Origin of the sequence: Mesorhizobium newzealandense (genome assembly GCF_042682145.1) — a bacterium.
Taxonomy (GTDB): Bacteria; Pseudomonadota; Alphaproteobacteria; order Rhizobiales; family Rhizobiaceae; genus Mesorhizobium; species Mesorhizobium newzealandense.
Genome location: NZ_JBHUGZ010000014.1, coordinates 283594 through 306252, shown reverse-complemented (window position 1 = coordinate 306252; position 22659 = coordinate 283594). Strand labels below are relative to the sequence as shown.

Annotated in this window: 21 protein-coding genes; 10 read left to right on the top strand and 11 right to left on the bottom strand. The window is 63.4% G+C overall.

Annotation, left to right across the window (positions count from 1 at the left end; all coding sequences use genetic code 11):
• Window positions 1-2 precede the first annotated feature (2 nt).
• From dhaL to dhaK, 6 genes are all read left to right on the top strand, one after another.
• On the top strand, window positions 3-605 hold the full coding sequence (gene dhaL / locus ACFSOZ_RS22075) for a dihydroxyacetone kinase subunit DhaL (RefSeq protein ID WP_379101483.1): 603 nt from the start codon (window positions 3-5) through the stop codon (window positions 603-605).
• Window positions 602-991: a dihydroxyacetone kinase phosphoryl donor subunit DhaM gene (gene dhaM / locus ACFSOZ_RS22070; protein ID WP_379101481.1), complete on the top strand. Its 390-nt coding sequence runs from the start codon at window positions 602-604 to the stop codon at window positions 989-991. Before dhaL ends, dhaM begins: the two co-directional genes overlap by 4 nt.
• A 21-nt stretch (window positions 992-1012) precedes the next feature.
• Window positions 1013-1315, top strand: a complete 303-nt coding sequence (locus ACFSOZ_RS22065) for an HPr family phosphocarrier protein (protein WP_379101480.1) — start codon at window positions 1013-1015, stop codon at window positions 1313-1315.
• Window positions 1299-2885 carry a phosphoenolpyruvate--protein phosphotransferase gene (gene ptsP, locus ACFSOZ_RS22060; RefSeq protein WP_379101478.1) on the top strand — a complete coding sequence of 529 codons (1587 nt, stop codon included), beginning with the start codon at window positions 1299-1301 and terminating at the stop codon, window positions 2883-2885. The genes ACFSOZ_RS22065 and ptsP overlap by 17 nt, the downstream gene beginning before the upstream one ends.
• Before the next feature lie 9 nt (window positions 2886-2894).
• A complete protein-coding gene (locus ACFSOZ_RS22055; RefSeq protein WP_379101476.1) occupies window positions 2895-3317 on the top strand; it encodes a hypothetical protein in 423 nt (140 codons plus the stop codon).
• A gap of 138 nt (window positions 3318-3455) precedes the next feature.
• Window positions 3456-4442, top strand: a complete 987-nt coding sequence (gene dhaK / locus ACFSOZ_RS22050) for a dihydroxyacetone kinase subunit DhaK (RefSeq protein WP_379101475.1) — start codon at window positions 3456-3458, stop codon at window positions 4440-4442.
• A 348-nt stretch (window positions 4443-4790) separates the two neighbouring features.
• On the opposite strand, the gene ACFSOZ_RS22045 is transcribed toward dhaK, so the two are convergent.
• Window positions 4791-5588, bottom strand: a complete 798-nt coding sequence (locus ACFSOZ_RS22045; RefSeq protein ID WP_379101473.1) for a DUF2259 domain-containing protein — start codon at window positions 5586-5588, stop codon at window positions 4791-4793.
• A 113-nt stretch (window positions 5589-5701) separates the two neighbouring features.
• On the opposite strand from ACFSOZ_RS22045, the gene ACFSOZ_RS22040 reads away from it, so the two are divergent.
• Window positions 5702-7609 (top strand): propionyl-CoA synthetase, encoded by a 1908-nt coding sequence (locus ACFSOZ_RS22040; RefSeq protein WP_379101471.1) that lies wholly within the window; start codon window positions 5702-5704, stop codon window positions 7607-7609.
• A gap of 92 nt (window positions 7610-7701) precedes the next feature.
• Complete coding sequence (locus tag ACFSOZ_RS22035; RefSeq protein WP_379101470.1) at window positions 7702-8787, top strand: acyltransferase family protein; 1086 nt, start codon at window positions 7702-7704, stop codon at window positions 8785-8787.
• A 16-nt stretch (window positions 8788-8803) separates the two neighbouring features.
• Here ACFSOZ_RS22035 and ACFSOZ_RS22030 read toward each other — a convergent pair whose 3' ends face one another.
• From ACFSOZ_RS22030 to ACFSOZ_RS22000, 7 genes are all read right to left on the bottom strand, one after another.
• Entirely contained in the window at window positions 8804-9079 is a 276-nt protein-coding gene (locus ACFSOZ_RS22030; RefSeq protein ID WP_379101468.1) for a hypothetical protein, read from the bottom strand.
• A gap of 9 nt (window positions 9080-9088) precedes the next feature.
• Complete coding sequence (locus ACFSOZ_RS22025; protein WP_379101466.1) at window positions 9089-11476, bottom strand: polysaccharide biosynthesis tyrosine autokinase; 2388 nt, start codon at window positions 11474-11476, stop codon at window positions 9089-9091.
• Between the two features lie 234 nt (window positions 11477-11710).
• A complete protein-coding gene (locus ACFSOZ_RS22020; protein WP_379101464.1) occupies window positions 11711-12607 on the bottom strand; it encodes a UTP--glucose-1-phosphate uridylyltransferase in 897 nt (298 codons plus the stop codon).
• 74 nt (window positions 12608-12681) lie between these two features.
• Complete coding sequence (locus ACFSOZ_RS22015) at window positions 12682-13632, bottom strand: glycosyltransferase family 2 protein (protein WP_379101462.1); 951 nt, start codon at window positions 13630-13632, stop codon at window positions 12682-12684.
• Window positions 13622-14572, bottom strand: coding sequence for a glycosyltransferase family 2 protein (locus ACFSOZ_RS22010; RefSeq protein ID WP_379101460.1), 951 nt, complete (start codon window positions 14570-14572; stop codon window positions 13622-13624). Before ACFSOZ_RS22010 ends, ACFSOZ_RS22015 begins: the two co-directional genes overlap by 11 nt.
• Complete coding sequence (locus ACFSOZ_RS22005; RefSeq protein ID WP_379101458.1) at window positions 14572-15567, bottom strand: glycosyltransferase family 2 protein; 996 nt, start codon at window positions 15565-15567, stop codon at window positions 14572-14574. The genes ACFSOZ_RS22010 and ACFSOZ_RS22005 overlap by 1 nt, the downstream gene beginning before the upstream one ends.
• 25 nt (window positions 15568-15592) lie before the next feature.
• Window positions 15593-16783, bottom strand: coding sequence for a glycosyltransferase family protein (locus tag ACFSOZ_RS22000; RefSeq protein ID WP_379101457.1), 1191 nt, complete (start codon window positions 16781-16783; stop codon window positions 15593-15595).
• A 184-nt stretch (window positions 16784-16967) separates the two neighbouring features.
• On the opposite strand from ACFSOZ_RS22000, the gene ACFSOZ_RS21995 reads away from it, so the two are divergent.
• Both ACFSOZ_RS21995 and ACFSOZ_RS21990 read left to right on the top strand, forming a co-directional pair.
• Window positions 16968-18464 carry a lipopolysaccharide biosynthesis protein gene (locus ACFSOZ_RS21995; protein ID WP_379101455.1) on the top strand — a complete coding sequence of 499 codons (1497 nt, stop codon included), beginning with the start codon at window positions 16968-16970 and terminating at the stop codon, window positions 18462-18464.
• A 52-nt stretch (window positions 18465-18516) separates the two neighbouring features.
• Window positions 18517-19536 carry a phosphoribosyltransferase gene (locus ACFSOZ_RS21990; RefSeq protein WP_379101453.1) on the top strand — a complete coding sequence of 340 codons (1020 nt, stop codon included), beginning with the start codon at window positions 18517-18519 and terminating at the stop codon, window positions 19534-19536.
• A 61-nt stretch (window positions 19537-19597) separates the two neighbouring features.
• Here ACFSOZ_RS21990 and ACFSOZ_RS21985 read toward each other — a convergent pair whose 3' ends face one another.
• From ACFSOZ_RS21985 to ACFSOZ_RS21975, 3 genes are all read right to left on the bottom strand, one after another.
• Window positions 19598-20677, bottom strand: coding sequence for a glycosyltransferase (locus tag ACFSOZ_RS21985; protein ID WP_379101451.1), 1080 nt, complete (start codon window positions 20675-20677; stop codon window positions 19598-19600).
• A 67-nt stretch (window positions 20678-20744) separates the two neighbouring features.
• A complete protein-coding gene (locus tag ACFSOZ_RS21980; RefSeq protein ID WP_379101449.1) occupies window positions 20745-21194 on the bottom strand; it encodes a hypothetical protein in 450 nt (149 codons plus the stop codon).
• 14 nt (window positions 21195-21208) lie between these two features.
• Window positions 21209-22651, bottom strand: a complete 1443-nt coding sequence (locus ACFSOZ_RS21975; RefSeq protein WP_379101447.1) for a GMC oxidoreductase — start codon at window positions 22649-22651, stop codon at window positions 21209-21211.
• Between the last annotated feature and the right edge of the window lie 8 nt (window positions 22652-22659).

The following is a 22659-nucleotide window of genomic DNA, read 5'->3' as shown; positions in this document are numbered from 1 at the left end:
ACATGGCTGCGTTGAACCTCTCCAGGCTGATCGCGGCCGCCGCGGACACGATTGCCGCCCACGCCGAGGCGTTGACGGCGCTCGACCAGGCGATCGGCGACGGCGACCACGGGCTGAACATGAAGCGTGGTTTTGAGGCCGTGCGCAGCGAGGCCGACGCGTTTTCGGCCAAGCCGCTGCCCGACGCCCTGAAAGCGATCGGCACCAAGCTGGTGATGACGGTCGGTGGCGCTTCCGGTCCGCTGTTCGGCACCTTGTTCATGGCGCTCGGCAAGGAGATTTCCGCCGCGCCCGATCGAGCCGATCTGACCCTGGCTTTCGGCAAGGCCATCGAAGCGGTGGCGGCGCGGGGCAAGTCACAGGTCGGGCAGAAGACGATGCTCGATGTGCTGCAGCCGGTGCATGATGCGCTGCTGCAGGGAAAGACAGCGGCGGAAATCGCCGATATCGCCGACGCGGCAGCTGAAGCGACCGTGCCGATGAAGGCCCTGCGTGGCCGCGCCTCGTTCCTTGGCGACCGCTCGATCGGCCATATGGATGCCGGCGCGCGTTCAACCGCTCTGCTGGTGCGGACAGTGGCGGAAACCATCGGGGAAAGCGCATGAGCAATGTCGGCATCGTCATCGTTTCGCATTCGCCGCTGGTTGCCGAGGGCACGGCCGACATGGTTCGGCAGATGGTGGGCGACGAAGTGCCGCTTGCATGGTGCGGCGGAAACGGCCATGGCGGGCTCGGCACCAATATCGAGGCGATCATGGGCGCCATCGACAGGGCATGGTCGGAAGCCGGCGTCGCCATCCTGGTCGATCTCGGCGGCGCCGAGACCAACAGCGAAATGGCGGTGGAGATGATCGGCGAGCCGCGTGCGCAGAAGATCATCGTCTGCAACGCGCCGATCGTCGAAGGCGCGGTCATGGCGGCGACCGAGGCGTCCGGCGGGGCCTCGCTCAAGGAAGTGGTGGCGACGGCGCACGAATTGTCGCCGTCGTGAATGAACGGGAATCTTGAAGATATGTCCGCATCCGCCGAAGCGACCGTCCTGATCACCCATGAGGTGGGTCTGCATGCGCGTCCTTCGGTGAAGTTCACCAAGCTGGCCAAGACCTTTGCCGCTGAGGTGGAAATAGCGCTGGCCGCCAACGGGCCATGGTTCGACGCCAAGAGCATCGTCAAGGTGATGGCAACCAAGGCGCCGAAAGGCACGGTGCTGCACATCCGGGCCAGCGGCGATGGCGCCAATGACGCCGTCGACGCGCTGGTCGAACTGGTGCGGCGCGATTTCGACGAAGGCGCGGACCATGCCCGCATCGCTTAGGCTGCAAGGCATCTCGGCCTCGGCCGGTTATGCCGAGGGGCCGCTGTTCGACCTTGACCGGATTGCCATTGCTTACGCCTGCAAGGAAAATACCGCCGACGAGAAGGCTGCGCTCGAGACCGCAATCGCCATTGCGACGGGCCGCCTCACCGCTTTGATCGAAAAGGCGGACGGTGACGCCGCCGACATCCTCGAATTCCAGATCGCCATGCTGGAGGACGACGCGCTAAGCGGCCCGGCTTTTGCAGAGATCGACGCCGGACATCCCGCCGATGCGGCATGGCGACAGGCGCTCGACGCCGAAATCGCCGGCTACGATGCTTCAGACCAAGACTATTTCCGCGCGCGTGCGGCTGACATACGCGACATCAGGGACCAGGTTTTGCGGGCCCTGACCGAGGATGGCGAGATTGCAATACCACCCGGCGCCATTCTCTACGGCGAGGACATCGCGCCGACGCGCTTTCTCGAAACCGACTGGAGTGGCGGTGGCGGCATCGCGCTGAAGGCAGGCAGCACGGCGAGCCACGTCGCCATGCTTGCGCGCTCACGCGGCGTGCCCATGGTTGTGGGGCTTGGCTACCCGCCTGCCGCTCTTGCCGGCATCGCACTGCTCGATGCCGAACATGGCGGTATCGTGCTGTCGCCCTCCAAGGCCGAGATCGCCGCCTTTCGCCAATCGTCCTCATCGTTTGCGGCCCGCCGCGACCAGGCCGGGACCTTCCTGGCGCGGCCGGCGGTGACCAGGACCGGCACGGCCGTGCGCGTGCAGGTCAACATCGCCGACCCGTCCGACGTCGACGGCATCGACATCGCGACCTGCGACGGCGTCGGCCTGATGCGCACCGAATTCCTGTTCGGCAGGACGTTGCCGGATGAGGAAACGCAATATCGCGCCTATCGCAGGGTGCTGGAATGGGCCGCTGACAAACCGGTGACGATCCGCACCGTCGATGCCGGCGGCGACAAGCCGGTGCCCGGCTTCACCGTCGAGGAAGGCAATCCGTTCCTCGGCCTGCGTGGCATCAGGCTGTCGCTGGCAAGACCGGAGGTGTTTCGTGTACAGATCCGGGCGTTGCTGCGCGCCGCCATCCACGGCAGTCTGAAAGTGATGTTCCCGATGATCGCCATTGTGGAGGAATACAGACAGGCAGCGGCGATGTTCGCCGAAGAGCAAGCAGCGCTTGCCGCACGTGGCATCGCGCACAAAATGCCGCCGCTCGGCATCATGGTCGAGGTGCCCTCGGTGGCGATCGTGCCGGAGGCCTTTGCAGAAGCCGCCTTCTTCTCGATCGGCTCCAACGACCTCACCCAATATGTCATGGCGGCTGCCCGCGACAACACCGCGGTGGCGCACCTCAACTCGGTCCGTCATCCGGCCGTGCTGCGGCTGGTCGCTGCCGTGACCGCGTTTGGCCTGCGTGAAGCAATTCCGGTCAGCCTGTGCGGCGATGCCGGCGGTGACCCCGCCTCGATCCCGTCGCTGCTCGAGGCCGGCCTGCGCGATCTTTCCATCGCTCCGGCGCAACTCGCGATGGCCAAGGCGGCCATAGCGGACGTTTCGGTCTAGGCGCCGGGCATGGTCGACAAGACACCTGAACCCGGTTCCGAAGAGGCTATCCGCGCCTACAAGACGATCCTGTCGCATGTCATCGACCAGCGGCCGTCCGGCATGCGCCAGCGCCTTGCTGATGCGCTCGGCAAGCACCGCAGCTTCGTCACGCAGATTTCCAGTCCGGCCTATTCGATCCCGATTCCGTCAAAACATTTGCCTTCCATCTTTTCCGTCTGCCATTTCAGCCCGGCCGAGCGCGACCAGTTTCTCGCGGCCTACCATCAGGCGCATCCGGGAAAAATGTCTGTCGCGGCAGGCATGCGCAAGACGCGGCATGTTTCGCTCATCGTGCCCGATTTCGGCGACGAAAAGCAGAATGCGGCGCTGGACAGGGCGGTCAATGACTTCATCCAGAAGATCACCAGCATCACCGGCAAGGGTGGCTGATCCGTTAGAGCGGTGCAATATTTCGTGGAATGATGGAGCCGCTCTAACCTTTTGTTTCTACGCAATTCCGGACGGAAAACCGTTACACACTTTTTCTGGAATTGCTTTGGTTTGAGGCCTATTTCGGAGGAGACGGCCGTGAAGAAATTTATGAATTCGGTGGACACGGTGCTGACCGAAAGCCTCGACGGCTTCATCGCCGCCCATGCCGACATCCTCGTGCTTGGCGACGAGCACAAGTTCGTACGCCGCAGGGCCTTGCGGCCGGGCAAGGTGGCGCTGATCTCCGGCGGCGGCTCCGGCCACGAGCCGCTGCATGGCGGCTTTGTCGGTCACGGCATGCTCGACGCCGCCTGCCCCGGCCAGGTGTTCACCTCGCCGACACCGGACCAGATGCTGGCTGCGGCGGTAGCCGTCGACACCGGCGCCGGCTGCCTGTTCATCGTCAAGAACTATGAGGGCGACGTGATGAACTTCGAGATGGCGGCCGAGATGTCGGAAGGCGTCCAGCAGATCGTCACCAATGACGATGTCGCCGTTGAAAACTCGTCCTACACGACCGGCCGGCGCGGCGTCGCCGGCACGCTGGTGGTCGAAAAGATCGTTGGCGCGGCGGCCGAGCATGGCCTGGCGCTGGCGCCGCTGAAAGCGCTGGGCGAACGCGTCAACACTGCCACCCGCTCGATGGGCGTGGCGCTGACCAGTTGCACTGTGCCGGCCGCCGGCAAACCGACTTTCGACATCGGCGACAGCGAGATGGAGTTCGGCGTCGGCATCCATGGCGAGCCCGGCCGCCGGCGCGACACCTTGAAAAGCGCCGATGCCATTGCCGAGGAAATCTGCGCCGCGATCCTGGGCGATCTCGGCGACAGGGCAAAAGGCCCGGCACTGCTGTTCGTCAACGGCTTCGGCGGCACCCCGCTGATGGAACTCTATCTGATGTACAACAGCGCGCGGAGGATTTTCGAGAAGCACGGCGTGACCGTGACCCGTTCGCTGGTCGGCTCCTATGTCACCTCACTCGACATGGCCGGGTGCTCGATCACGCTGACCATGCTCGATGCGGAAACGACCGCATTCTGGGATGCGCCGGTGCATACGGCGGCGCTGCGCTGGGGCATGTAGCCTTCCTGCCAGGCCAGCGGTTGGAATCGCGCCCGGCCGCCGGCCACCGGCAGGAATCGTCCCAGAAATAGTCTTCCTCGCGACGTGGGAACGCCCGAGCCATCCGGGCCGGACCGTTGCTTTTCTTCCCCTAAGTAAGGTAAAGACTCCCCGGGACTTCGGGAGATAGCGTATGCGTTACAATTGGGAACGGGCTCCGACGAGCTTCGAACGTCACAGAAAAGCCCTGGCGACAGCCATTTTGATCTTCGGCGGCATCGGTCTCATGCTTGTGGCTTTGCCCATTTAGAGCAATCCATCTTCATCGAATGGAAGCCGCCCGTCAGACAGCTTTGGGCCGTGGATCCGTCAGCGCGGCTGGCCGGTCACGGCAATGAAGCGGCGGTCGCGTCCTTCGAAGCCTTGGCTGAAGCGCTGCACCAGCACCACAATCACCGCGGGCTTGCCGGCGGGGGTGAATTCGTAGGATTCCGACAGACTGTAGGAGGTCGGGCAATTCCTCGACCCCGGCACGGCCTTGTCCTCATGCAGGACCTTGAAGGGCTTGCCGTCCTGCCCCTGCAACGTCAGCCGAAAGCCGAGCGCCTTGCCTGATATGTCGCCTTGCTGGGTGGCGTCGAAACCCGCCGAACAGTCGGTCATGCTGTCCGCCAGGATCTGGTCGAGCTGGATGGTCGAGATGTCGAGTTGGTCATAGAGCGGCGACAGCCATTTCTGCGACACCTGCTCAAGGCGCGAAATGTCGTTGTAGGCAACCATCTCGTCCGCAAAGGTGAACTTGTCGGAAGCCGTCTGCTCGCCCCGCGACGCGATGGCATATTTGGCAAGGATGGGCGCCGCCTTGGCGGCGGCCTGCGCCCTCGCCTGTTCGAGCGTCAGTGTCGCCTCCTCGGATTCGTCAACGATGAGGATCGGCTTGCCGTCGACGAACAGATCGGTACGGGTGTCGATGATGTCGATCTGCGAATAGCCGGAAGCCGAAGCGCCGGCGTCGAGCGTTCCATATTGCTCGAAGGCGAAATAGCTGCCGTCGGGCGAAAAGCCGATGATGTGCCGTGCCGCGGCATCGCCTGCCTGGGCGGCGGACACGACCGTCAATGACAGGGCGGTCAGCACCGCTGCGCCAATCCCGTATCGAAATTTCATCGCAGCTTGCCCCCAAGCGCCAGGTCGATGCCGGCCGCATAATGGCGCGCATTTGCGGCCAAGGTTAGAGCACGCTATCTGGAGGGAAGAAAAACATTCCTGGGGAGGGTCGGATGGCTTCACGCTATCATGAGGTCTATGACGGCTGGAAACGCGATCCGGAAAAGTTCTGGGCGGATGCGGCCGAGGCCATCGACTGGTATTCGCCCTACGACAAGGTGTTCGACGACGACGCCGGCGTCTATGGCCGCTGGTTTACCGGCGCCACCTGCAACACCTGTTACAACGCCGTCGACCGCCACGTCGCTGGCGGACGCGCCGACCAGATCGCGCTGATCCATGACAGCGCCATCACCGGGACGATCAAGAAGTTCACCTATGCCGAGCTGAAGCGCGAGGTCGTCGCGCTGACCTCGGTGCTGAAGAACCGTGGCATTCGCAAGGGCGACCGCGTCATCATCTACATGCCGATGGTGGCGGAGGCCGCCTTCGCCATGCTGGCCTGCGCCCGCATCGGCGCCGTGCATTCGGTGGTCTTCGGCGGCTTTGCCTCGCATGAGCTTGCCACCCGCATCGACGACGCCAAGCCGAAGCTGATCATTTCCGCCTCCTGCGGACTGGAGCCGGGCCGCGTCGTCGCCTACAAGCCGCTGCTCGACAAGGCGATCGAGATCTCCCGCCACAAGCCGGACGGCTGCCTGATCCTGCAGCGCGACCAACTGCGTTGCGAGTTGCGGGAGCATTTCGACATCGACTACGCCGATGCCGTCGCCCGCGAACGGGCAGCCGGCGCCAATGTCGACTGCGTTCCGGTGCTCGCCACCGACCCGCTCTACATCATCTACACATCGGGTACGACCGGCCAGCCCAAGGGCATCGTGCGCGACAATGGCGGCCACATGGTCGCGTTGAAATGGACGATGGAAAACGAGTTCGGCGTCAAGCCGGGCGAAGTGTTCTGGGCAGCGTCGGATGTCGGCTGGGTGGTCGGCCATTCCTATATCGTCTATGGGCCGCTGCTGCATGGCTGCACCAGCGTGCTGTTTGAAGGCAAGCCGATCGGCACGCCCGATGCCGGCACCTACTGGCGGGTGATATCAGAGCATGGCGTGGTCGCGCTGTTCACCGCGCCGACCGCGTTTCGGGCCATCAAGGGGCAGGATCCGAAAGGCGAGTTCATTCCGAAATACGACCTGTCGAAATTCCGCACGCTGTTCCTCGCCGGCGAGCGCGCCGACCCCGAAACCATCAAATGGGCGGAGCAGAAGCTGAACGTGCCGGTGGTCGACCATTGGTGGCAGACCGAGACCGGCTCGCCGATGACGATCAATCCCGCCGGCCTCGGCCTCTTGCCGGTGAAATACGGCTCGCCCGGCGTGCCGATGCCCGGCTACGACATCCGCGTGCTTGACGATGCCGGCCATGAGGTGCCGCGCGGCACGCTGGGCAATGTGGTGGTCAAGCTGCCGCTGCCGGCCGGCTGCCTGCCGACGCTGTGGAACGCCGACCAACGGTTCCGCCAAGCCTATCTCGACGAGTTCCCCGGCTTCTACAAGACGGCGGATGCCGGCATGGTCGACGAGGACGGCTATCTCTACGTCATGGCCCGCACCGACGACATCATCAATGTCGCCGGCCACCGTTTGTCGACCGGCGCCATGGAGGAGGTGCTTTCCGCCCATCCCGACGTCGCCGAATGCGCCGTCATCGGCATCGCCGATACGATGAAGGGCCAGGTGCCGCTCGGCTTCGTGGTGCTGAATGCCGGCGTTTCACGCGAAACCGGTGTCATCGAGAGCGAAGTGGTCGGTCTGGTGCGCGAACGCATCGGCCCGGTCGCCGCCTTCAAGACAGTGGTGACGATCAAGCGCCTGCCCAAGACGCGCTCGGGCAAGATCCTGCGCGGCACCATGCAGAAGATCGCCGACAAGGAAGAATGGACGATGCCGGCGACCATCGACGATCCGCTGATTCTCGACGAGATCACCGCCGCCCTGAAGGAGCGAGGGATCGGAGTTTAGCAAAATCGTCGAGGTCGGCGCCGCAATCTTTTGTTGTGCAATGCAGCAATCCACCTTACACCCTTGATTGGGGGGCCATCCGGCGAGACGGTATGGCTCAGCAGAAGAAAATAACATTTGGCGGCGTCGACATCCTGCGGTTCCTCGCCGCCGTCATGGTCATGGTCTATCACTACGGCTTCTGGGTGTGGGCGTTTCCGGACGGCGTTTCGGCACGCGCCACGGGCGGCATTCCCGCGCAGCCGGCAATAGGCGCCTGGGTCGAATCCGGCTGGGTCGGCGTCCAGATCTTCTTCGTCATCAGCGGCTTCGTCATCGCCTTCAGCGCCGAGACCTCGACGCCGCTGCGGTTTTTCGAGGCGAGGGTGAAACGGCTGGCGCCCGCGGTCTGGATTTGTGCGCCCATCACCGCGATGGTGCTTTTGGCCGTCGGCCTCAGCTGGCCGACCGACGCGGTCATCAGGCTCGTCCGTACCGGCCTGTTCGTCCCCTATGGCCCTTGGGTGGACAGCGTCTACTGGACGCTCGGCATCGAGATCGCCTTCTATGCCGTCGTCTGGACCTTGCTGCGGCTCGGCCGCTTCCACCAGATGGACATGCTGGCCATCGCCATCGGCCTGGCCAGCACGCTTTTCTGGTGCCTCTATTACCCGCTCGGCTGGGCCGATCTTGCCGAGGCACGCACGCTCGACCTTTTGTTGGTGCACCACGGCGTTTTCTTCGCGACCGGCGTCATGCTGTGGCTGATGCGCTTCAAGGCGGTGACGACGGCTCGCCTTGCCTTCTGCGCCCTGTTCCTGGGCGGCGGCGTGCTACAGATCGCCAGTTCGGTCGACGTTCATATCCTGAAGGTCGGGCGAGAGATGCCGTTCGCGCCGCCGATCTTGATCTTCCTTGCCGCGATCGGACTGATGGCGTGGTCGCTGCGGCTCGACCTGTCTTGGAGTGGCTGGCGCCGAATCGGACTGATGACCTATCCGCTCTACCTCCTGCACGACGTCGTCGGCGCGGCCATGCTGGGCGTGCTGGTCCGCGCCGGACTGCCGCATCTCTTCTCAATGGTGATGGTCGGCGCGACAATGATCGCGGCAAGCTGGCTGGTGGCTACCGAGGCCGAGCCGCGGATCCGACTGCTGCTCGACCACACCGTTTTCCGCTATCGTCTCAAGGCCGCCTAATCGCGACCTCGTTGACCTACGGCACCTCGGAGCCCAATCCGCGCAGGAGCCGTACTGTCCAGCCGCAGGGTTTCGAGACCCGGCTCGACACCGCCGCCGCCCACAGCGGACGACTGATTGCCGTCAGAATCGTCGACAAGCGGAGCAGGCCGATCCGCTCCTGGAACTGATCTGCTCCTAGTCGATGTCGGCCAAAAGCGCGCAGCGCTTTTGGGGCAACGACATGCAGAAAAACAAAGGCTTTAAAGCGCGCCGACTGGCTCCGTTTCACCAAAAGGACCTGCTTGGGCAACGGCCGATATCAGACTGTTGCCTTGCTGCGCACTTCCGACTTTTCCAGATAGTAGCTCGAGTATTTGTCAAAGAATTTCTCGGAACCGCCGAACGATCCGTATTTGGCCAGCTTCTTCAGCTCGACCTTGTTCAGCACCGCCCCGACGATCTTGTTGGCGACATAGGGCTCGGATTCCAGCATCGACCTCACCATCGCGCGGGGCGTGCGCCCCCATTCGGTGACAAGCACAAAACGGTCGACCAGCGGCGCGAAAGCCTTGGCATCGACCACCGGTCCGAGCGGCGGCAGATCGACGACGATGTATTCGAACGTCTCCTTGGCGTTCTCGATGAAGCGCCGCATCCCGGCCGAGGAGAGAAGTTCGCTGGTATGCGAGAAGTGACCGCGCAGCACGGCCGGGATGATCGCCAGCTTCGTCTGCCGGTCGATCTTGCCGACGGACTGCCAGGTCTGGCCGTTCACCACCGCTTCCATCAAGCCTTGCTCGGCTCCCATGCCAAGGCCACGGCTGAGGCCGGGGTTGCGCAGGTCGCCGTCGATCAGCAGCGTCTTGGCGCCGTTGGCGGCAAGCAATCCGGCGAGATTTGCCGCGACCGTCGACTTGCCCTCGCCGGGAAGCACCGAGATGATGCCGATGACGCGGCTGCCGTGCCCTTCCATCACGACATCGAAGGCAATCTTGGCGCTGCGCAGCGTTTCGGAGAACATCGACGCAGGCGAATCGATGCTGACCCGCATGCGCGCCCGCTTTTCGGCGGCCGACAGCGATTTGGCGGTCTTGGCATCCACCTGCGTCTCGCCCGGCTTTTCTTCCTTGCCCAGCTTGCCGCCGATCGCCGGCAGATAGCCGAGGAATTTCAGCCCGACACGGTCGCGCACATCCTCGCCGGTCCGGAAGAAACGTTCGTTGAATTCATTCAGGCCGCCGAAGCCGGCGCCCATCAGCATGCCAAGCACCAGCGAAAGTCCAAGCACGACGATCGTGCGCGGGCTCGACGCGGCCATCGGCATCGAGGCGTCCGAGATGATGCGGATCTTGCCGACCGGGAAGGATTGCTGCTGCGCGGCTTCCTCGTAGCGGCCGAGGAATGTCTGATAGAGCGTGGTCAGCGCCGTCGCCTGCTGATCGAGTTCACGCAGCTTGACTTGTGTCTGGTTGTCGACGGAACTCTTGCCTTGTGCGGCCGCGACATTGGCCCTGAGCGCGGTCTCGCGCGCCAGCGCCACTTCATATTCGTTGCGATAGCTTTCGGTCAGCTGCTTCAGTTCGCCGAAAATCTGCGTCGATATGTCGGCCTTCTCCTTGGCAAGCGCCACCGCCTGCGGGTGCTGCTGGCCGAAATTCGCCTCGACGTCCTGCAGCCGCTTGGCGACCGTGAGGTAGCGGGTCTTGAGCGCCGCGATGACCGAGCTGCTCGGCTGGTCGCTTGATATGGCGGCATCCTTGAACGCGTTGTCGGAGCCGCTTTCGACAATCGCCTTGTACTGCTGGTAGCGGGCACTGGCGCGGGCGGTGTCGGCCTGCGCGACGATGAGCTGGGCGTTGAGATCGGAAAGTTGCTTGTCGCTCATCAGCTGGCCATCGCTGTTGGCGGCGAGACCATGTTCTGCCCTGAATTTCTCGACCGCGAGCGATGCCGCCTGCGAGCTCTCGCGCAATTCCGTCAACCGGCCCTGCAACCAGACCGCCGCCCGCTCGGTGGCGTCGAAGCTGGCATCGAGCTGATCGGCGAGATAGGCATCGGCATAGGCTTTGGTGATCGCATGGGCGAGGGCCGGATCCGTCGCCTGATACCCAAGGGCGATGACGTAGCTTCGCCCCGTGCGCTCTGCCCGCACCTCGTTCTGCAGCTTGAGGATCGCGTAGTCGCGACTGGACGAGGCGATCAGCGCATCGCGGGTGGCGGGGTCGAGTTTGCTGATGTCACCAACGCCCGGCAAGACAGGGCTGGGACGAACATACTGGATCAGGCCCCGCACCAGACCGACGCCCTTGGCCAGAGCCGACACGGGCGGATTCATGAACGCATCATTCTTGTCGAGTTTCAGCTTGTCGACGACCACGGCGGCAAGCCGTGTCGACGTCAGGATTTCGATCTGGCTCAGGATGGCGGAATCGGTCTGCATGGTTGTCGATGCAGCCGAGATGTCATCGACGATCTTGTTCAAGCCTTCGTCGATCAGCACGCTTGAGACCGACTGATATTGCGGCGGCGTGGTCTGCAGATAGATCAGGCCCAGAAAAAGACCGATGACGGCGCACACGGCAACCACCTTGGCCTGCCGTGAAGCCATGCCAAGGAGCCGCTCGATATCGATGAAGTCTTCGCCGTCTCCTGCGTCTGAATTCGGCAATGGCATCCTCTTGTCGAGAGGAAAGTTGGCATAATTCATCTTCGGTCCAATTCTAGAGCCTGTTCCATCCCAATGATCGGGATGGGGTCTATCTCAGTGTTTGGGCATGATCCTTTCCGAAAACCGATAGCCGCTTTTCGGGATCATGCCTTGGCTTGCGAGCGCCGCGAAGATCGGAGCATTGCGCGACACGACGCAAGCTTCGTGCCAGACAACGCGGGCGCTATCGCCCCGCGTCATCAGCCATCTGAAAATGCTCCCAAAACATGGGCATTATGCGGCTTCTTCCTGGCGTTCATGCGACCGGACGAACTCCTGAAGCATCTCGAAAATCGGGCCCTTCATGTCGTCGCGCGCCAGCGCGAAGGCGATGTTGGCCTGGATGAACCCTTCCTTCGAACCGCAGTCGAACATGCGACCCTTGAAGGGCTGGGCGAAGAACGCTTGATCCCGCGACAGCCGGACCATGGCGTCCGTCAACTGGATCTCGTTGCCGGCGCCGCGCTGCTGATTGCCCAGAAGCCCGAAAATCTCGGGCTGCAGGATGTAGCGGCCGTTGATGTAGAAATTCGACGGCGCGTTGGCCGGCGCCGGCTTTTCGACCATGGCCGTCACTTCGAAGCCGCCGCCGACATCGGCGCCACGGCCAACGATGCCGTATTTGTTGGTCTCGGTCGGATCGCAGCGCTCGACGGCGATCACGTTGCCGCCGGTTTCAGCATAGAGATCGACGATCTCAGCCAGGCAGCCCCGCCCACCGAACGACACCATGTCCGGCAGCAGCAAGGCGAAGGGCTCGTTGCCGATGACTTCGCGCGCGCACCAGACGGCATGACCGAGGCCTTGCGGCGATTGCTGGCGGATGAAACTGGTGGCGCCGGCCACCGGCAGCAGGCTCTCCAGCGACTGCAATTGCGCCTTCTTGCCGGTCTGCTCCAGGGTTCCGATCAGTTCTGGATGGAGGTCGAAATAGTCCTCGATCACCGCCTTGTTGCGGCCGGTGACGAACACGATGTGCTCGATGCCCGCCTCGAAGGCCTCGTCCACCGCATATTGCACGACAGGCCTGTCGACGACGGGGAGCATTTCCTTCGGCATCGACTTGGTCGCCGGCAGGAACCTTGTTCCAAGCCCCGCCACCGGTATCACGGCCTTCCTGATTTTCTTCATCGCAAATTCCTTCTGAGGAGATCGACTTCAGTCCATTCGCAGGCCACGAAAAACCCCTCCATGTGCCTGCATCTTCACCTCCCCACCCCAACGGCAAACTGCGCCGCCACTCTTCGCAACCGCACGGCGATCGGCATGCCCATATGCCTGACCGCCGCCGGGTCGCTAAGCGCTGTCCGGATCGCCTTAAGCGGGGACCGCGCCTTGATGTGCTGAACCATAGACAGGAACGATGCGGCCTTGCGCAGGCTGCGGCCGCGCCGGGCGAACGCGACTTGCGCGGCCTCGTCCATCGAATGGGTTTGAGCGAACACGGCATCTGCCTTGCGCATCGCTTCGACATGGCGAAGCTCGAGCACGCGGGAGATGGAGCCGCTGCGGATATGATAGGCATAGCCGATCGTCGGCTCGACCACGCATTTGCCGCCCTTGGCCAAAGCGTTGGCGAGCAGGATGTAGTCTTCACCGATGCTCAGTTTTTCATCATAGCGAAGTCCGTTTTCATCCAGGAACTCGCGCTGGAAGATCGGCTTGAGGTAGCCGAGATTGAACTTCGATTCGAAGACGACGTTGCCGGCGATGTAGCTGGCCAACGAGATTTCGCTCAACTCCTCCAGATAGCGCGTCGGAAACATCGCGTCCTCGACGACACCGTCCTCGCGGATGACCTGCAGATTGTCGACGGCGATCTGCGCGCCTGCCTTTTCGGCGCGGGCGATCATGGCGGCGATGCGGTCAGGAAAGACGGCGTCGTCGGAATCGAGAACCGCGATCCATCTGCCGCGGGCGACATCGAGCCCGGCATTCCTGGCACCGCCAGGACCGCGATTGCTGGCCAGGGCGACGACGCGGACGACATGCTGCGGGTAAGCCCGCGCCACGTCGAGCGTCGCGTCGCGCGACTTGTCGTCGACGACGATGATTTCGACGCTGACGTTCTTCTGGGCGATGGCGCTCGCGATCGCCCGGTCGAGGGTCGCCTCGGCGTTGTAGGCGGCGATGACAAAGCTGACGTCAGGCTGCACGCTTGCCTCCTTCCTGAGGCGAAGGCTGGCCGTAGAGGCGGATTTCGCGGATGCCGACGAGGCCACTGACGACGCCGACATGCATTATGCCGCGCAGCACGCTGCGGTTCCTGCGAATCGGACTGATGACGACCGGAACTGCCGAGGCGAAGCAATAGATGGCCTTTGCCGACGCCAGGCCGACCTGCTTGACCAGGCCGATGCCGCGCGCGTTGCGCCCCAGAAGATGCCCATGCGTCTGCCCGACGCGGAAGCGGCGGCGGCCGAGCCAGTCGAAGGCCGCCCTCGAGCGCGGCACCACCTCGTCGACCCAGGCCTCGGGCGAAAAGAAGATGCGGCCGCCCGCTTTGTGCATCTGGTCGAAGAACTCGGTGTCTTCGCCGCCGGTCTGGCCACGCGCCAGGCTGAAGCGGCGGCCACGCAGGCTGTCCGATCCCATCCGGAGCAGGACGTTGCAGGTGTAGCCGGTCTGGATCTCGCCGCGCACCCAGACGGGCAAGGTCGAATGGAAGTCGCCGCGCCGCATCCAGTCCGGCGCATCCGAGCGATAGCGCGCCCTGACCGGGCCAAGCACGGCGGCTGCACCGCTCGATTGCGCCATGGCGACCAGCTCGGCGAGCCAGCGGGGCGTGGCCGTCTCGTCATCGTCGATGAAAGCGACGAAATCCGCCGTGCTGGCGTCGAGGCAAGCGTTGCGGGCGATCGAAATGTTGCGCGCCGGGCAATGATGATAGCGGATCGGCAGCGTCAATTCCCGCGACAGCGCCGTCACCAGGTCCCGGGCGGTCGGCGTGTCGTCATTGTCGGCGACGATGATGCTGATATCGAACTCCGCCGGCATATCCATGGCGTCGAGCGAGCGCAGCGTGTCGGCCAGTTCCGGCCGCCGGAACGTGCAGACGCCGATGTCGATGCTGCGGTTCTTGGCCTGCACCGCCATCACGCCACCCCGCGCCGCGACCGGAGGCCGAGAAGCTGCAGCCAGAAGCCGACAGACCAGCCAAGATGCATGACCATCGCCGAGACGCCGGCAAGCGCGATGTCGGCGTTGCGCTGGCGGATGGCCGTCCACAGGCCGTAGCCTTGGCACACGGAGGCCCACAGCAGCAGCGGCACCGCCGCCAACCAGTGCACGAAGGAGAAGGCCGCCAGCAGCACGACCGGAAACACCAGGAGCGGCACCATCTGCCGGACCTTCGGGATGACGCGGTGCTTCAGCACATTCTTGGCGCGGCCGCGACCATAGCCGAGATACTGGAAATAGAGGCCACGGAGCGAGGCGCGCGGATAGTAGATCATCTGCGTCTTGCCGCTCATCCAGATCTTGTAACCGGCTTGTCTCAGCCTGTAGTCGAGCTCGGCATCCTCGTTGTGGCTGAACGTCTCGTCATAGCCGCCGACAGCCCCGAAGGCCGAAATCCGAATCAGCGCGTGATGACCGTGATCGACCCACTCTCCGGCGGAGAGGTGCCGGTGCTTGGAGCCGCCGGTGCCGAGCTTGGAATTCTGTGCCGCCGCGACGGCCTTCTGCACGGTGCCGCTGCCGCTGGTCAGCATCGAAACGACAACCGAATCCGCCCCGGTGGCTAATGCCTCCTCGACCAGCCGATCACAATAGTCGTCGGGATAGCCGCCATGCGCGTCGATGCGGATGAGATAGTCCGCGCCTTCACCGAAGGTGCCAACGGCGAGGTTGATCGCCGCACTCTGGATGCGCCTTTCATTGTGAAGCAGGATAACGCGCGGATCCCTGCCCGCGATATCCTCGACGATGGCCAGCGTGCCGTCGGTGCTGCCGCCATCGGCGACGATGATCCTGGCGCGAAGCCTTGCCGCGGCAGGGCGAAGTTGAGCCAGCAGCACACCGATATGGGCGGCCTCGTTCAGGCACGGGATAACGATCAGGCTGGATGAGGGTTTTTCCGTCTGCGTCATCAGTCTCTGTCCATCTCCAGCCATCCTATGCCAACGCCTCGGCCGCAAACGAACCGGGCACGGCGGTCAGGCTGCGCAGCCGCTCCACAAGCGCCCGGCAATCGCTGCGATCGTAGCTCCACGTCCTCGGGTTGCGGGCAACAACATCCGTCTTCAACCTGGCAAAGCAATGCCCGTCCATCTTGCCAAGTGTGGCCTTGAGCGCCTCGGGCGAAGCCTCTGGCAAGAGAATGCCGATATCCTGCTGGCTGAGGAACCGCCCGGTTTCGGTGTTGCCCATCGAGATCGGCACCGCGCCGAAGCGGCAGCCTTCATAGAGGCGGTTGGGCAGCAGCCATTCCGAGTTCTGCCCCGCTTCGAAGAAATCAATCGCCCAGGAAAAATGGACTTCGCCGTAGATCGCCGCCATGTCCTCCGGATTGCGATACGGTCCGCGAAACGACAGCCACGGCTCGGATTCGACGAAAGCATGGAAATCCGGGAATTCGGACAGGGCCGGACGGCCGCGCAGCACGATCTCGAAGCGTCCCTCCATCCGGCGGGAGAAGGCGGCCAGCAGTTTGAGCGAGCGGCGGCAGCGCAACGCGCCGAACCAGCCGATCCGCCATGGGGGTCCGACCGGACTCTCAGCCGCCTCAGAATCACTGAGCGCCTCGGGAGCGCCGGGCAAGATCGCTGCGGCCTCGAAATACTTGTTCTCAACCAGTTCGATCGGCGCCGCGACCTGGCCGAACGGCTTGAAATAATTGGCGATGAAGGCAGGCGAACTGGTCACCAGCAGCTTCACATCCCTGGCCAGAAAGCGTTCGGTGGCACGCAGTGCCTTGCCCAGGACATCGTTGCGAAGCACAAGGCGATGAATGTCGAGGCACTCGTAGACGATCGGAACCGATGCACTGAAGGCCGATCTGGCGCGGCGGGCAAGCGCCAGCATTTCCAGGTTGCGTGCGATGATGAGATCGGGCCTTGGCATGCCGCCAAGCTTGGAGCCTATCGAAACCGCCGCCTTGGCGACCGCCGCGAGCCGCTGACCGAATCGCCCGTCACGCGTCGCGCCAAGGTCGATCGGCCGCAATCCCTCGATATCCGCAATCGGATTCGTGGTGCGACGAAAGCCGGCCAAGGTGACCTGGGCTCCACCTGCCCTCAGCATTATGATCCGCCGGCGCACTGCCGGGTCGGAAACGTCGTGTACAAGGTACAAGACATGCAGCATGAAAACTCGACCGCTGTTGGCCCACCCAAGGGGAACCTAGTACAGCTCTTGCTGCATCGCAACATTTTTGGCGCAGTGATCCACGTTTTCTGTTGCACTGCAAAATTATTGCCGTAGTTTGTCCGTTGGCGGCGGTAGTGGATTTTCGGGCTCGGAATCCGCGCAAAAATCAGGAATCCTGAATTTGGAAGCCAATGCATTCGATCCGCCGGAAGGCTCTCTGCGCAAATCTGTCGGGCGTGGCGCGGTTGTCACGGCCATGGCGCAATCGGTGCGGGTCGCGACACAGATCATATCCGTCATCGTGCTGTCGCGGCTGTTGTCGCCGCAGGATTTCGGCGTCGTTGCGATGTGTGCGCCAGTGCTGGCCTTCATCGCGCTGTTCCAGGATTTCGGCCTGACCCAGGCGACAATCCAGAAAAACGGCATTCGGCATGAGGAGGTGAACTACCTCTTTTGGATCAATGTGGCCGTCAGCGCGATCCTGGCCTGTGTGCTTGCGGGCGCCGCTCCGCTGGTCGCCGCCTTTTATGGCGAGCCGCGCGTGGCCGGCCTGGTGGCCGCGTTCGGGCTGCAGATCATGGCTTATGGGCTTGGCGCGCAGCATCTGGCACTTTTGACGCGCCGCATGCAGTTTGGCCGGCTGGCCATCATCGACGTCACCAGCGCCATCGCCGGGCTGGCCGTATCGATCGCCTGGACCTTCATCGACCGCTCCTATTGGGCGCTGTTTGCTGGCACGCTGACCGGCGCGGTGCTGCCGACGCTCTGCTATTGGGCAAGCTCGCGCTGGCGCCCCGGCATGCCGCGCAAGGTCGCCGGAATCAGTGAATTGATCAATTTCGGCGCCGGCATCACCGGCTTCAACTTCGCCAATTTCTTTGCCCGCAACCTCGATAATGTGCTGATCGGCAAATATTGGGGCGAAGCCCAGCTCGGCCTTTATGACCGCGCCTACAAGCTGCTTTTGTTTCCGCTGAGCCAGATCACCAACCCATTGTCGAAGGTGATGGTTCCGGCGCTGTCCAGGCTGAAGGACGAGCCGGATCGCTACCGCAGCGCCTATCTGCGCGTCATGCCGCTGATCCTGCTGGTCGCGCTTCCGGGCGTCGCCTTCGCCACCGCGATGTCGGACGTGCTGATCCCCTTCGTGCTCGGCGAGCAATGGCGCGCCAGCGCCAGCATTTTCCTGGCGCTCGGCTTTGCCGGGCTGCTGCAGCCACTCAACAATCCAGCGGGATGGCTTTTCGTCAGCCAGGGCCGCTCCGGCGACTTCATGCGCTGGGGCATCGTCACGGCCGTGACCTCGGTGCTGGCCTTCGCGCTCGGCCTGCCCTATGGCGCGCTGGGCGTGGCGATCGCCTATGCGATCAGCGAATATCTGAGGACGCCATTCCTGTGGCTCTATGTCGGCAAGAGCGGTCCGCTGCAGGCGCATCATGTGCTGCGCGCGGCAACGCCATTCGTGCTTGGCGCCCATCTGGCGCTGGCCGCCATCTGGTTCATCAAGCCGCTGCTGCCGCAGCAGCATGTCATTGGCTTGGCCAGCGGCGCCATTCTCGCCTACCTGATCACCATCGTCATCGCGTTGGCATTCGCATCCGGCCGCGAAGCCCTGCGCGAGGCTTTGAAGATGCTGCCGGCAAGGCTGCCCGCGGCAACACCCCGCGAGGCGCAATAGTTGCGCGACCTCGACAGGTACGGACATTCACTCCAGGACCAGGTCTGAACCCATGCACTACCGATCGATTTCCGACATGAACGACACCATCGTCAGGGGCCTGCACCGGCTGCCGCGCGACATCGACCTCGTCGTTGGCGTTCCGAGAAGCGGCATCCTGGCGGCGACGCTGGTGAGCCTTTCGGCGAACATCCCGATGACCGATCTGGACAGCTTTCTGGCTGGGCGGATCTACACTTCCGGTATCACCAAGCGCCGGGCGGCACTCGACCGCAAGGTCTCCGAGATGCGCAAGGTGCTGGTGATCGACGACAGCGTCGCCGGCGGCAACGCGATGCGTGACGCGCGCGCCCGTATACAGGCTGCCGGAATCGAAGGAGACTTCACCTTTGCCGCCGTGTTCGGTCTGGAGCCTCGGCATCAGGAGACCGATGTGGTGTTCGAGGTCGTGCCGCATCCGCGCATGTTCCAGTGGAACTTCATGCATCACAAATTCCTGGCGCAATGCTGCGTCGACATTGACGGCGTGCTGTGCCTCGATCCGACCGAAGCCGAAAACGACGACGGTCCGGCTTACGAAAAGTTCCTCAGCGAAGCGCGGCCTCTCTATGCCCCTACCCACAAGATCGGCTGGCTGGTCACCAGCCGGCTGGAGAAATACCGCGCGTTGACCGAGGCGTGGCTCGACAAGAACGGGATCAAATACGACCATCTGGTCATGCTCGATCTGCCGAGCAAGGCGGAACGGCAGCGGCTTGGCGCGCATGGCAGTTTCAAGGCCGACTTCTATCGCAAATCCGATGCCATCCTGTTCATCGAGAGCGAGCACCCGCAGGCGCTGAGGATCACCGAACTGTCGGGCAAGCCGGTGCTGTGCGTCGAAACGCATATGGTCAGCTTTCCCGACGCGCTGTCGCTGCCCGCACTTGGCCAGGCAGCCCGCAACCTGCCGGCGAGGCTGCGGCAGATCAACTCGCAAGAGGGCCGCAAGGCCGCCAAGACCCTTGCCCGCGCCCTGCTCGGCGCCCGCGGCTACGAGACGCTGAAAAGCCGGGTGAAGCGCCTGGCCTGATCCGCAGGCTACACGGCTGGCGCCGCGAGCTTGGGCTACGCGGCTTTGCCCGCGAGCCGGGCTACGCGGCTTGGCGCGCGCGCTGCTGCACCGCCCTGTCCAAAATCGAGAAGAAGGTGATGAACTGGCGATCGGGATCGAGTTCCGGGCGCCCGGCGAAGCCGCGCGCGAGGCCCGAGAGCCGGTCGTATTCCTGGTTGTCGTTCCACAGCCGCCTGACGGCCGCGACCCAGTCGGCGAGCGGAGCATCGTAATCGAGCACCACGCCACCTGAACCGATCGCCTCGGGCAGCCCACCACGCCGCGAGCCGACGACCGGGATTCCGCTGCAATGGGCCTCCGACGCGACGCGGCCCCAGGCCTCTTCCCACTTGCTGGGAGCAAGCAGGACCTTGGTGCGGCCATAGACCGTCTTCATGTCGCTGGTGCGGCTTTCCAACACGACATTGCCCAAAGGTGCGATCGTCTGTTCGATCCGCGCCCGATGATCGTCCTCCAGCTTCCAGCTTTCGACGAACAGGAACGGGATTTCGCGGCACGCACCGGCAATGAGCACCGCGAGTTCAAAACCCTTTTCCTCATAGGGATTGATCAGTGTGACAAACTGGCCCGTCGTCGGTGTGCTGTAGTGCGCCGGATTGATGGTCGGCGGGATCACCGTCGCCTCGATGCCGAATTCCCGTTTGTAGGTGCGCGCGGTGAACTCCGAATTGGCGATGTACAGCGCTGAATGGAGCTCGCGCAGGTCGCCGCCCAGTTCATGGAATTCGACATTGCGGAGATAGACGACCAAAGGCACGCCCTCCGCCTGCAGCGCCTTGCCGAGCGGAACCGAGTTGTGGCACTGGACCACGGCCACATCCGGCTTCAGCTTGTCGACGGCAAAGGTCGCCGCTTCCCAGGGAAACCAGGCCCGCACCACAGGATAGCCGGGATAGCAGTCGATGCCCGCCGGCTGCCGCAGCAGCTTCATCTTGGCGCGCGCCTTCAAGCCGAAGACACCATCGCCGAACAGAGCGGCGAGCACCGCGGCTTCGTGCCCATGTTCGATCAGCTGTTCGGCCAGATGGTGCGTGCTCGACTGAACACCGCCGCTGAACTCGGGTGGGTAGCCGCTGCCACCTGCAAAAAGGACTTTCATGGGATCGGGCTCCTTGTCGCATCTCGTATTCGGTTCCGAGGCAACCGGCGGCGCCTCGCTTTCGACGTCAGGCAAGCTTCGGCGGCTCCAGATTCGCGAACGGATTGGTGCAGGATTGCCAGCCGGTGAAGCGGATCGGATCACTTGGTGAACTGCGCCAGGCATAGTCGGTCAGCATATGGAATTCGGCGATGACCCAGCGGTCGAAATGCACCAGATCTTCCCGCTTCTCCTGGGGCAGCAGGCGGCGGACGGCGCCCAATTTGAGCTCCTCGACCAAAGTGACGGCGTCGCTAAACTTCTCGCTGGGAAATATCCACGGGTTCCGGTTGCGGAATTCCCGCACGAACTGCTGCAGATGCTCGATGCGGATGTTCAGCCTGCCGAGGTATTTTTCGAGTGTGACGCGCACCAGGTCCTCATCCGAAAACGAACTGACGGCGGCAAAGGCGACACCGGTCGACACCACCCCACCGGCCACGATCGCCAAGGCCGAGCGTCTGGAAATTTCGATCATCCGATGCCCTCCTCCTAGGCTATGCGGCCCGCTGCCCTCAGGGAGAGGGCCGCGGCGGTCAGGCTCGGGTTGGCGCAGGAGCAGCTCGGATAGGTGCTGGTGCCGACGACAACCAGGTTTCTCAGCTGGTGATGGATCATGTCGCTGTCGATCACCGAATCGGCCGGGCCGGAGCCCATCCTCAGCGTGCCCTGGACGTGCGATTCGGTTGGCCGGATGCCACGATCGAAGAGTTTTTCGACCGGCAGCGGGGCCAAAAGGTCAGGCAATTTCTCCAGCGCGCGAGCCATGCCCTTCACCGCATAGTCCGACGGCGCCTTGAAGCTGACGAAGGCGTTCTCGTCCTCGTCGAGGGTGACGAAATTTTCGTGGTCGAGCAGGTTTTCGGTGACCACGACGAGCGGCAGCGCCTGGCGCAGCCGTCCCTTTTCCGCACGCATTCCGTGCTGCCAGCGGTTTTCGAAATAGACCAGTGCCGCCGCATGCTCCGATCGGTGCGGACCGTCATAGAGGCCGAAGTTCAGGCCGGTCGTGATGGTGCTGCCGTCGAAATTGTCGACGCCGTCGAGATAGACCTCGAAGTTCCAACCGTAGGATTCGTGCAGGCCGCGGCCGACGAATTCGCCGCCAAGCCCGGATCTCAGCATGATCGCCGCGCTCTGGATGGCATTGGCGCCAAGAAGGAAAAGGTCGCCGCTGACCTGGTATTCCTTGCCGTCATGCGTGAACGTGACCGAGCGGACCGTGCCGCCGACGTGATCGAGCCGCCGCACCTCCGCACCGAGGCAGACCGAAATGTCGGGATGCTCGAAGACATGCATCAACCCGTTGTTGACGGTGAATTTGGCGTCGACCGGACACAGCCAGCAGCGCAGATTGGCACAGCAGGAGGTGCGCTGCGCGGTCGGCACTCGCGCCCGTGCCGTCGGCATGACGAAATGCTGGCCGGGCTGCGCCGCCTTCATCATCCGGTCCGGCGTCGACATACGATGCGGCGGTTGCGGAAACGGCTTCGAGCGTGGCAGCATCGCCGCCATATCGGGATCGCCCGAGATCGACATGATGTCTTCAGCGTCGCAGTAGAACGGCTCGACGTCGTCATAGCTGATCGGCCAGTCGTTGCCGATGCCGTAGGTGCTTTTCAACCTGAAGTCATTCGGATGGAACCTTGGCGTCTGCGCGAACCAGCAATTGGTGCCGCCACCCAGTCCGATGGTGTAATTCCACGGCTTGTCGGAATTGGTCTTGTAGGTCGTCTCGTCCTCGATATCGGTGTTGGCGTTCTGCGCGAGCTGCCATTCATGGGTGTTGTGCCGGCCCCATTCGAGCACCAGCACGCGTGCCTTTCGCCGCCTGGCGAACTCATGCAGGAAGAAGGCCGAACCGAAGCCGGAACCGATCGCGATGAGATCGAAATGATCCCTGGTGATTTGCTCGGGCTTTACGTCCAGCACCATCAGCCACA

Coding starts and splice junctions, on each gene's coding strand:
- ptsP (WP_379101478.1), top strand. CDS start 1,299: ATGCCCGCATCGCTTAGGCTGCAAGGCATCTCGGCCTCGGCCGGTTAT.
- ACFSOZ_RS22055 (WP_379101476.1), top strand. CDS start 2,895: ATGGTCGACAAGACACCTGAACCCGGTTCCGAAGAGGCTATCCGCGCC.
- ACFSOZ_RS21980 (WP_379101449.1), bottom strand. CDS start 21,194: ATGATCGAAATTTCCAGACGCTCGGCCTTGGCGATCGTGGCCGGTGGG.
- ACFSOZ_RS22040 (WP_379101471.1), top strand. CDS start 5,702: ATGGCTTCACGCTATCATGAGGTCTATGACGGCTGGAAACGCGATCCG.
- ACFSOZ_RS22010 (WP_379101460.1), bottom strand. CDS start 14,572: ATGGCGGTGCAGGCCAAGAACCGCAGCATCGACATCGGCGTCTGCACG.
- ACFSOZ_RS22065 (WP_379101480.1), top strand. CDS start 1,013: ATGTCCGCATCCGCCGAAGCGACCGTCCTGATCACCCATGAGGTGGGT.
- ACFSOZ_RS22000 (WP_379101457.1), bottom strand. CDS start 16,783: ATGCTGCATGTCTTGTACCTTGTACACGACGTTTCCGACCCGGCAGTG.
- dhaL (WP_379101483.1), top strand. CDS start 3: ATGGCTGCGTTGAACCTCTCCAGGCTGATCGCGGCCGCCGCGGACACG.
- ACFSOZ_RS22020 (WP_379101464.1), bottom strand. CDS start 12,607: ATGAAGAAAATCAGGAAGGCCGTGATACCGGTGGCGGGGCTTGGAACA.
- ACFSOZ_RS22005 (WP_379101458.1), bottom strand. CDS start 15,567: ATGACGCAGACGGAAAAACCCTCATCCAGCCTGATCGTTATCCCGTGC.
- ACFSOZ_RS21985 (WP_379101451.1), bottom strand. CDS start 20,677: ATGAAAGTCCTTTTTGCAGGTGGCAGCGGCTACCCACCCGAGTTCAGC.
- ACFSOZ_RS22035 (WP_379101470.1), top strand. CDS start 7,702: ATGGCTCAGCAGAAGAAAATAACATTTGGCGGCGTCGACATCCTGCGG.
- dhaM (WP_379101481.1), top strand. CDS start 602: ATGAGCAATGTCGGCATCGTCATCGTTTCGCATTCGCCGCTGGTTGCC.
- ACFSOZ_RS22025 (WP_379101466.1), bottom strand. CDS start 11,476: ATGAATTATGCCAACTTTCCTCTCGACAAGAGGATGCCATTGCCGAAT.
- ACFSOZ_RS21975 (WP_379101447.1), bottom strand. CDS start 22,651: ATGGTGCTGGACGTAAAGCCCGAGCAAATCACCAGGGATCATTTCGAT.
- ACFSOZ_RS22045 (WP_379101473.1), bottom strand. CDS start 5,588: ATGAAATTTCGATACGGGATTGGCGCAGCGGTGCTGACCGCCCTGTCA.
- ACFSOZ_RS21990 (WP_379101453.1), top strand. CDS start 18,517: ATGCACTACCGATCGATTTCCGACATGAACGACACCATCGTCAGGGGC.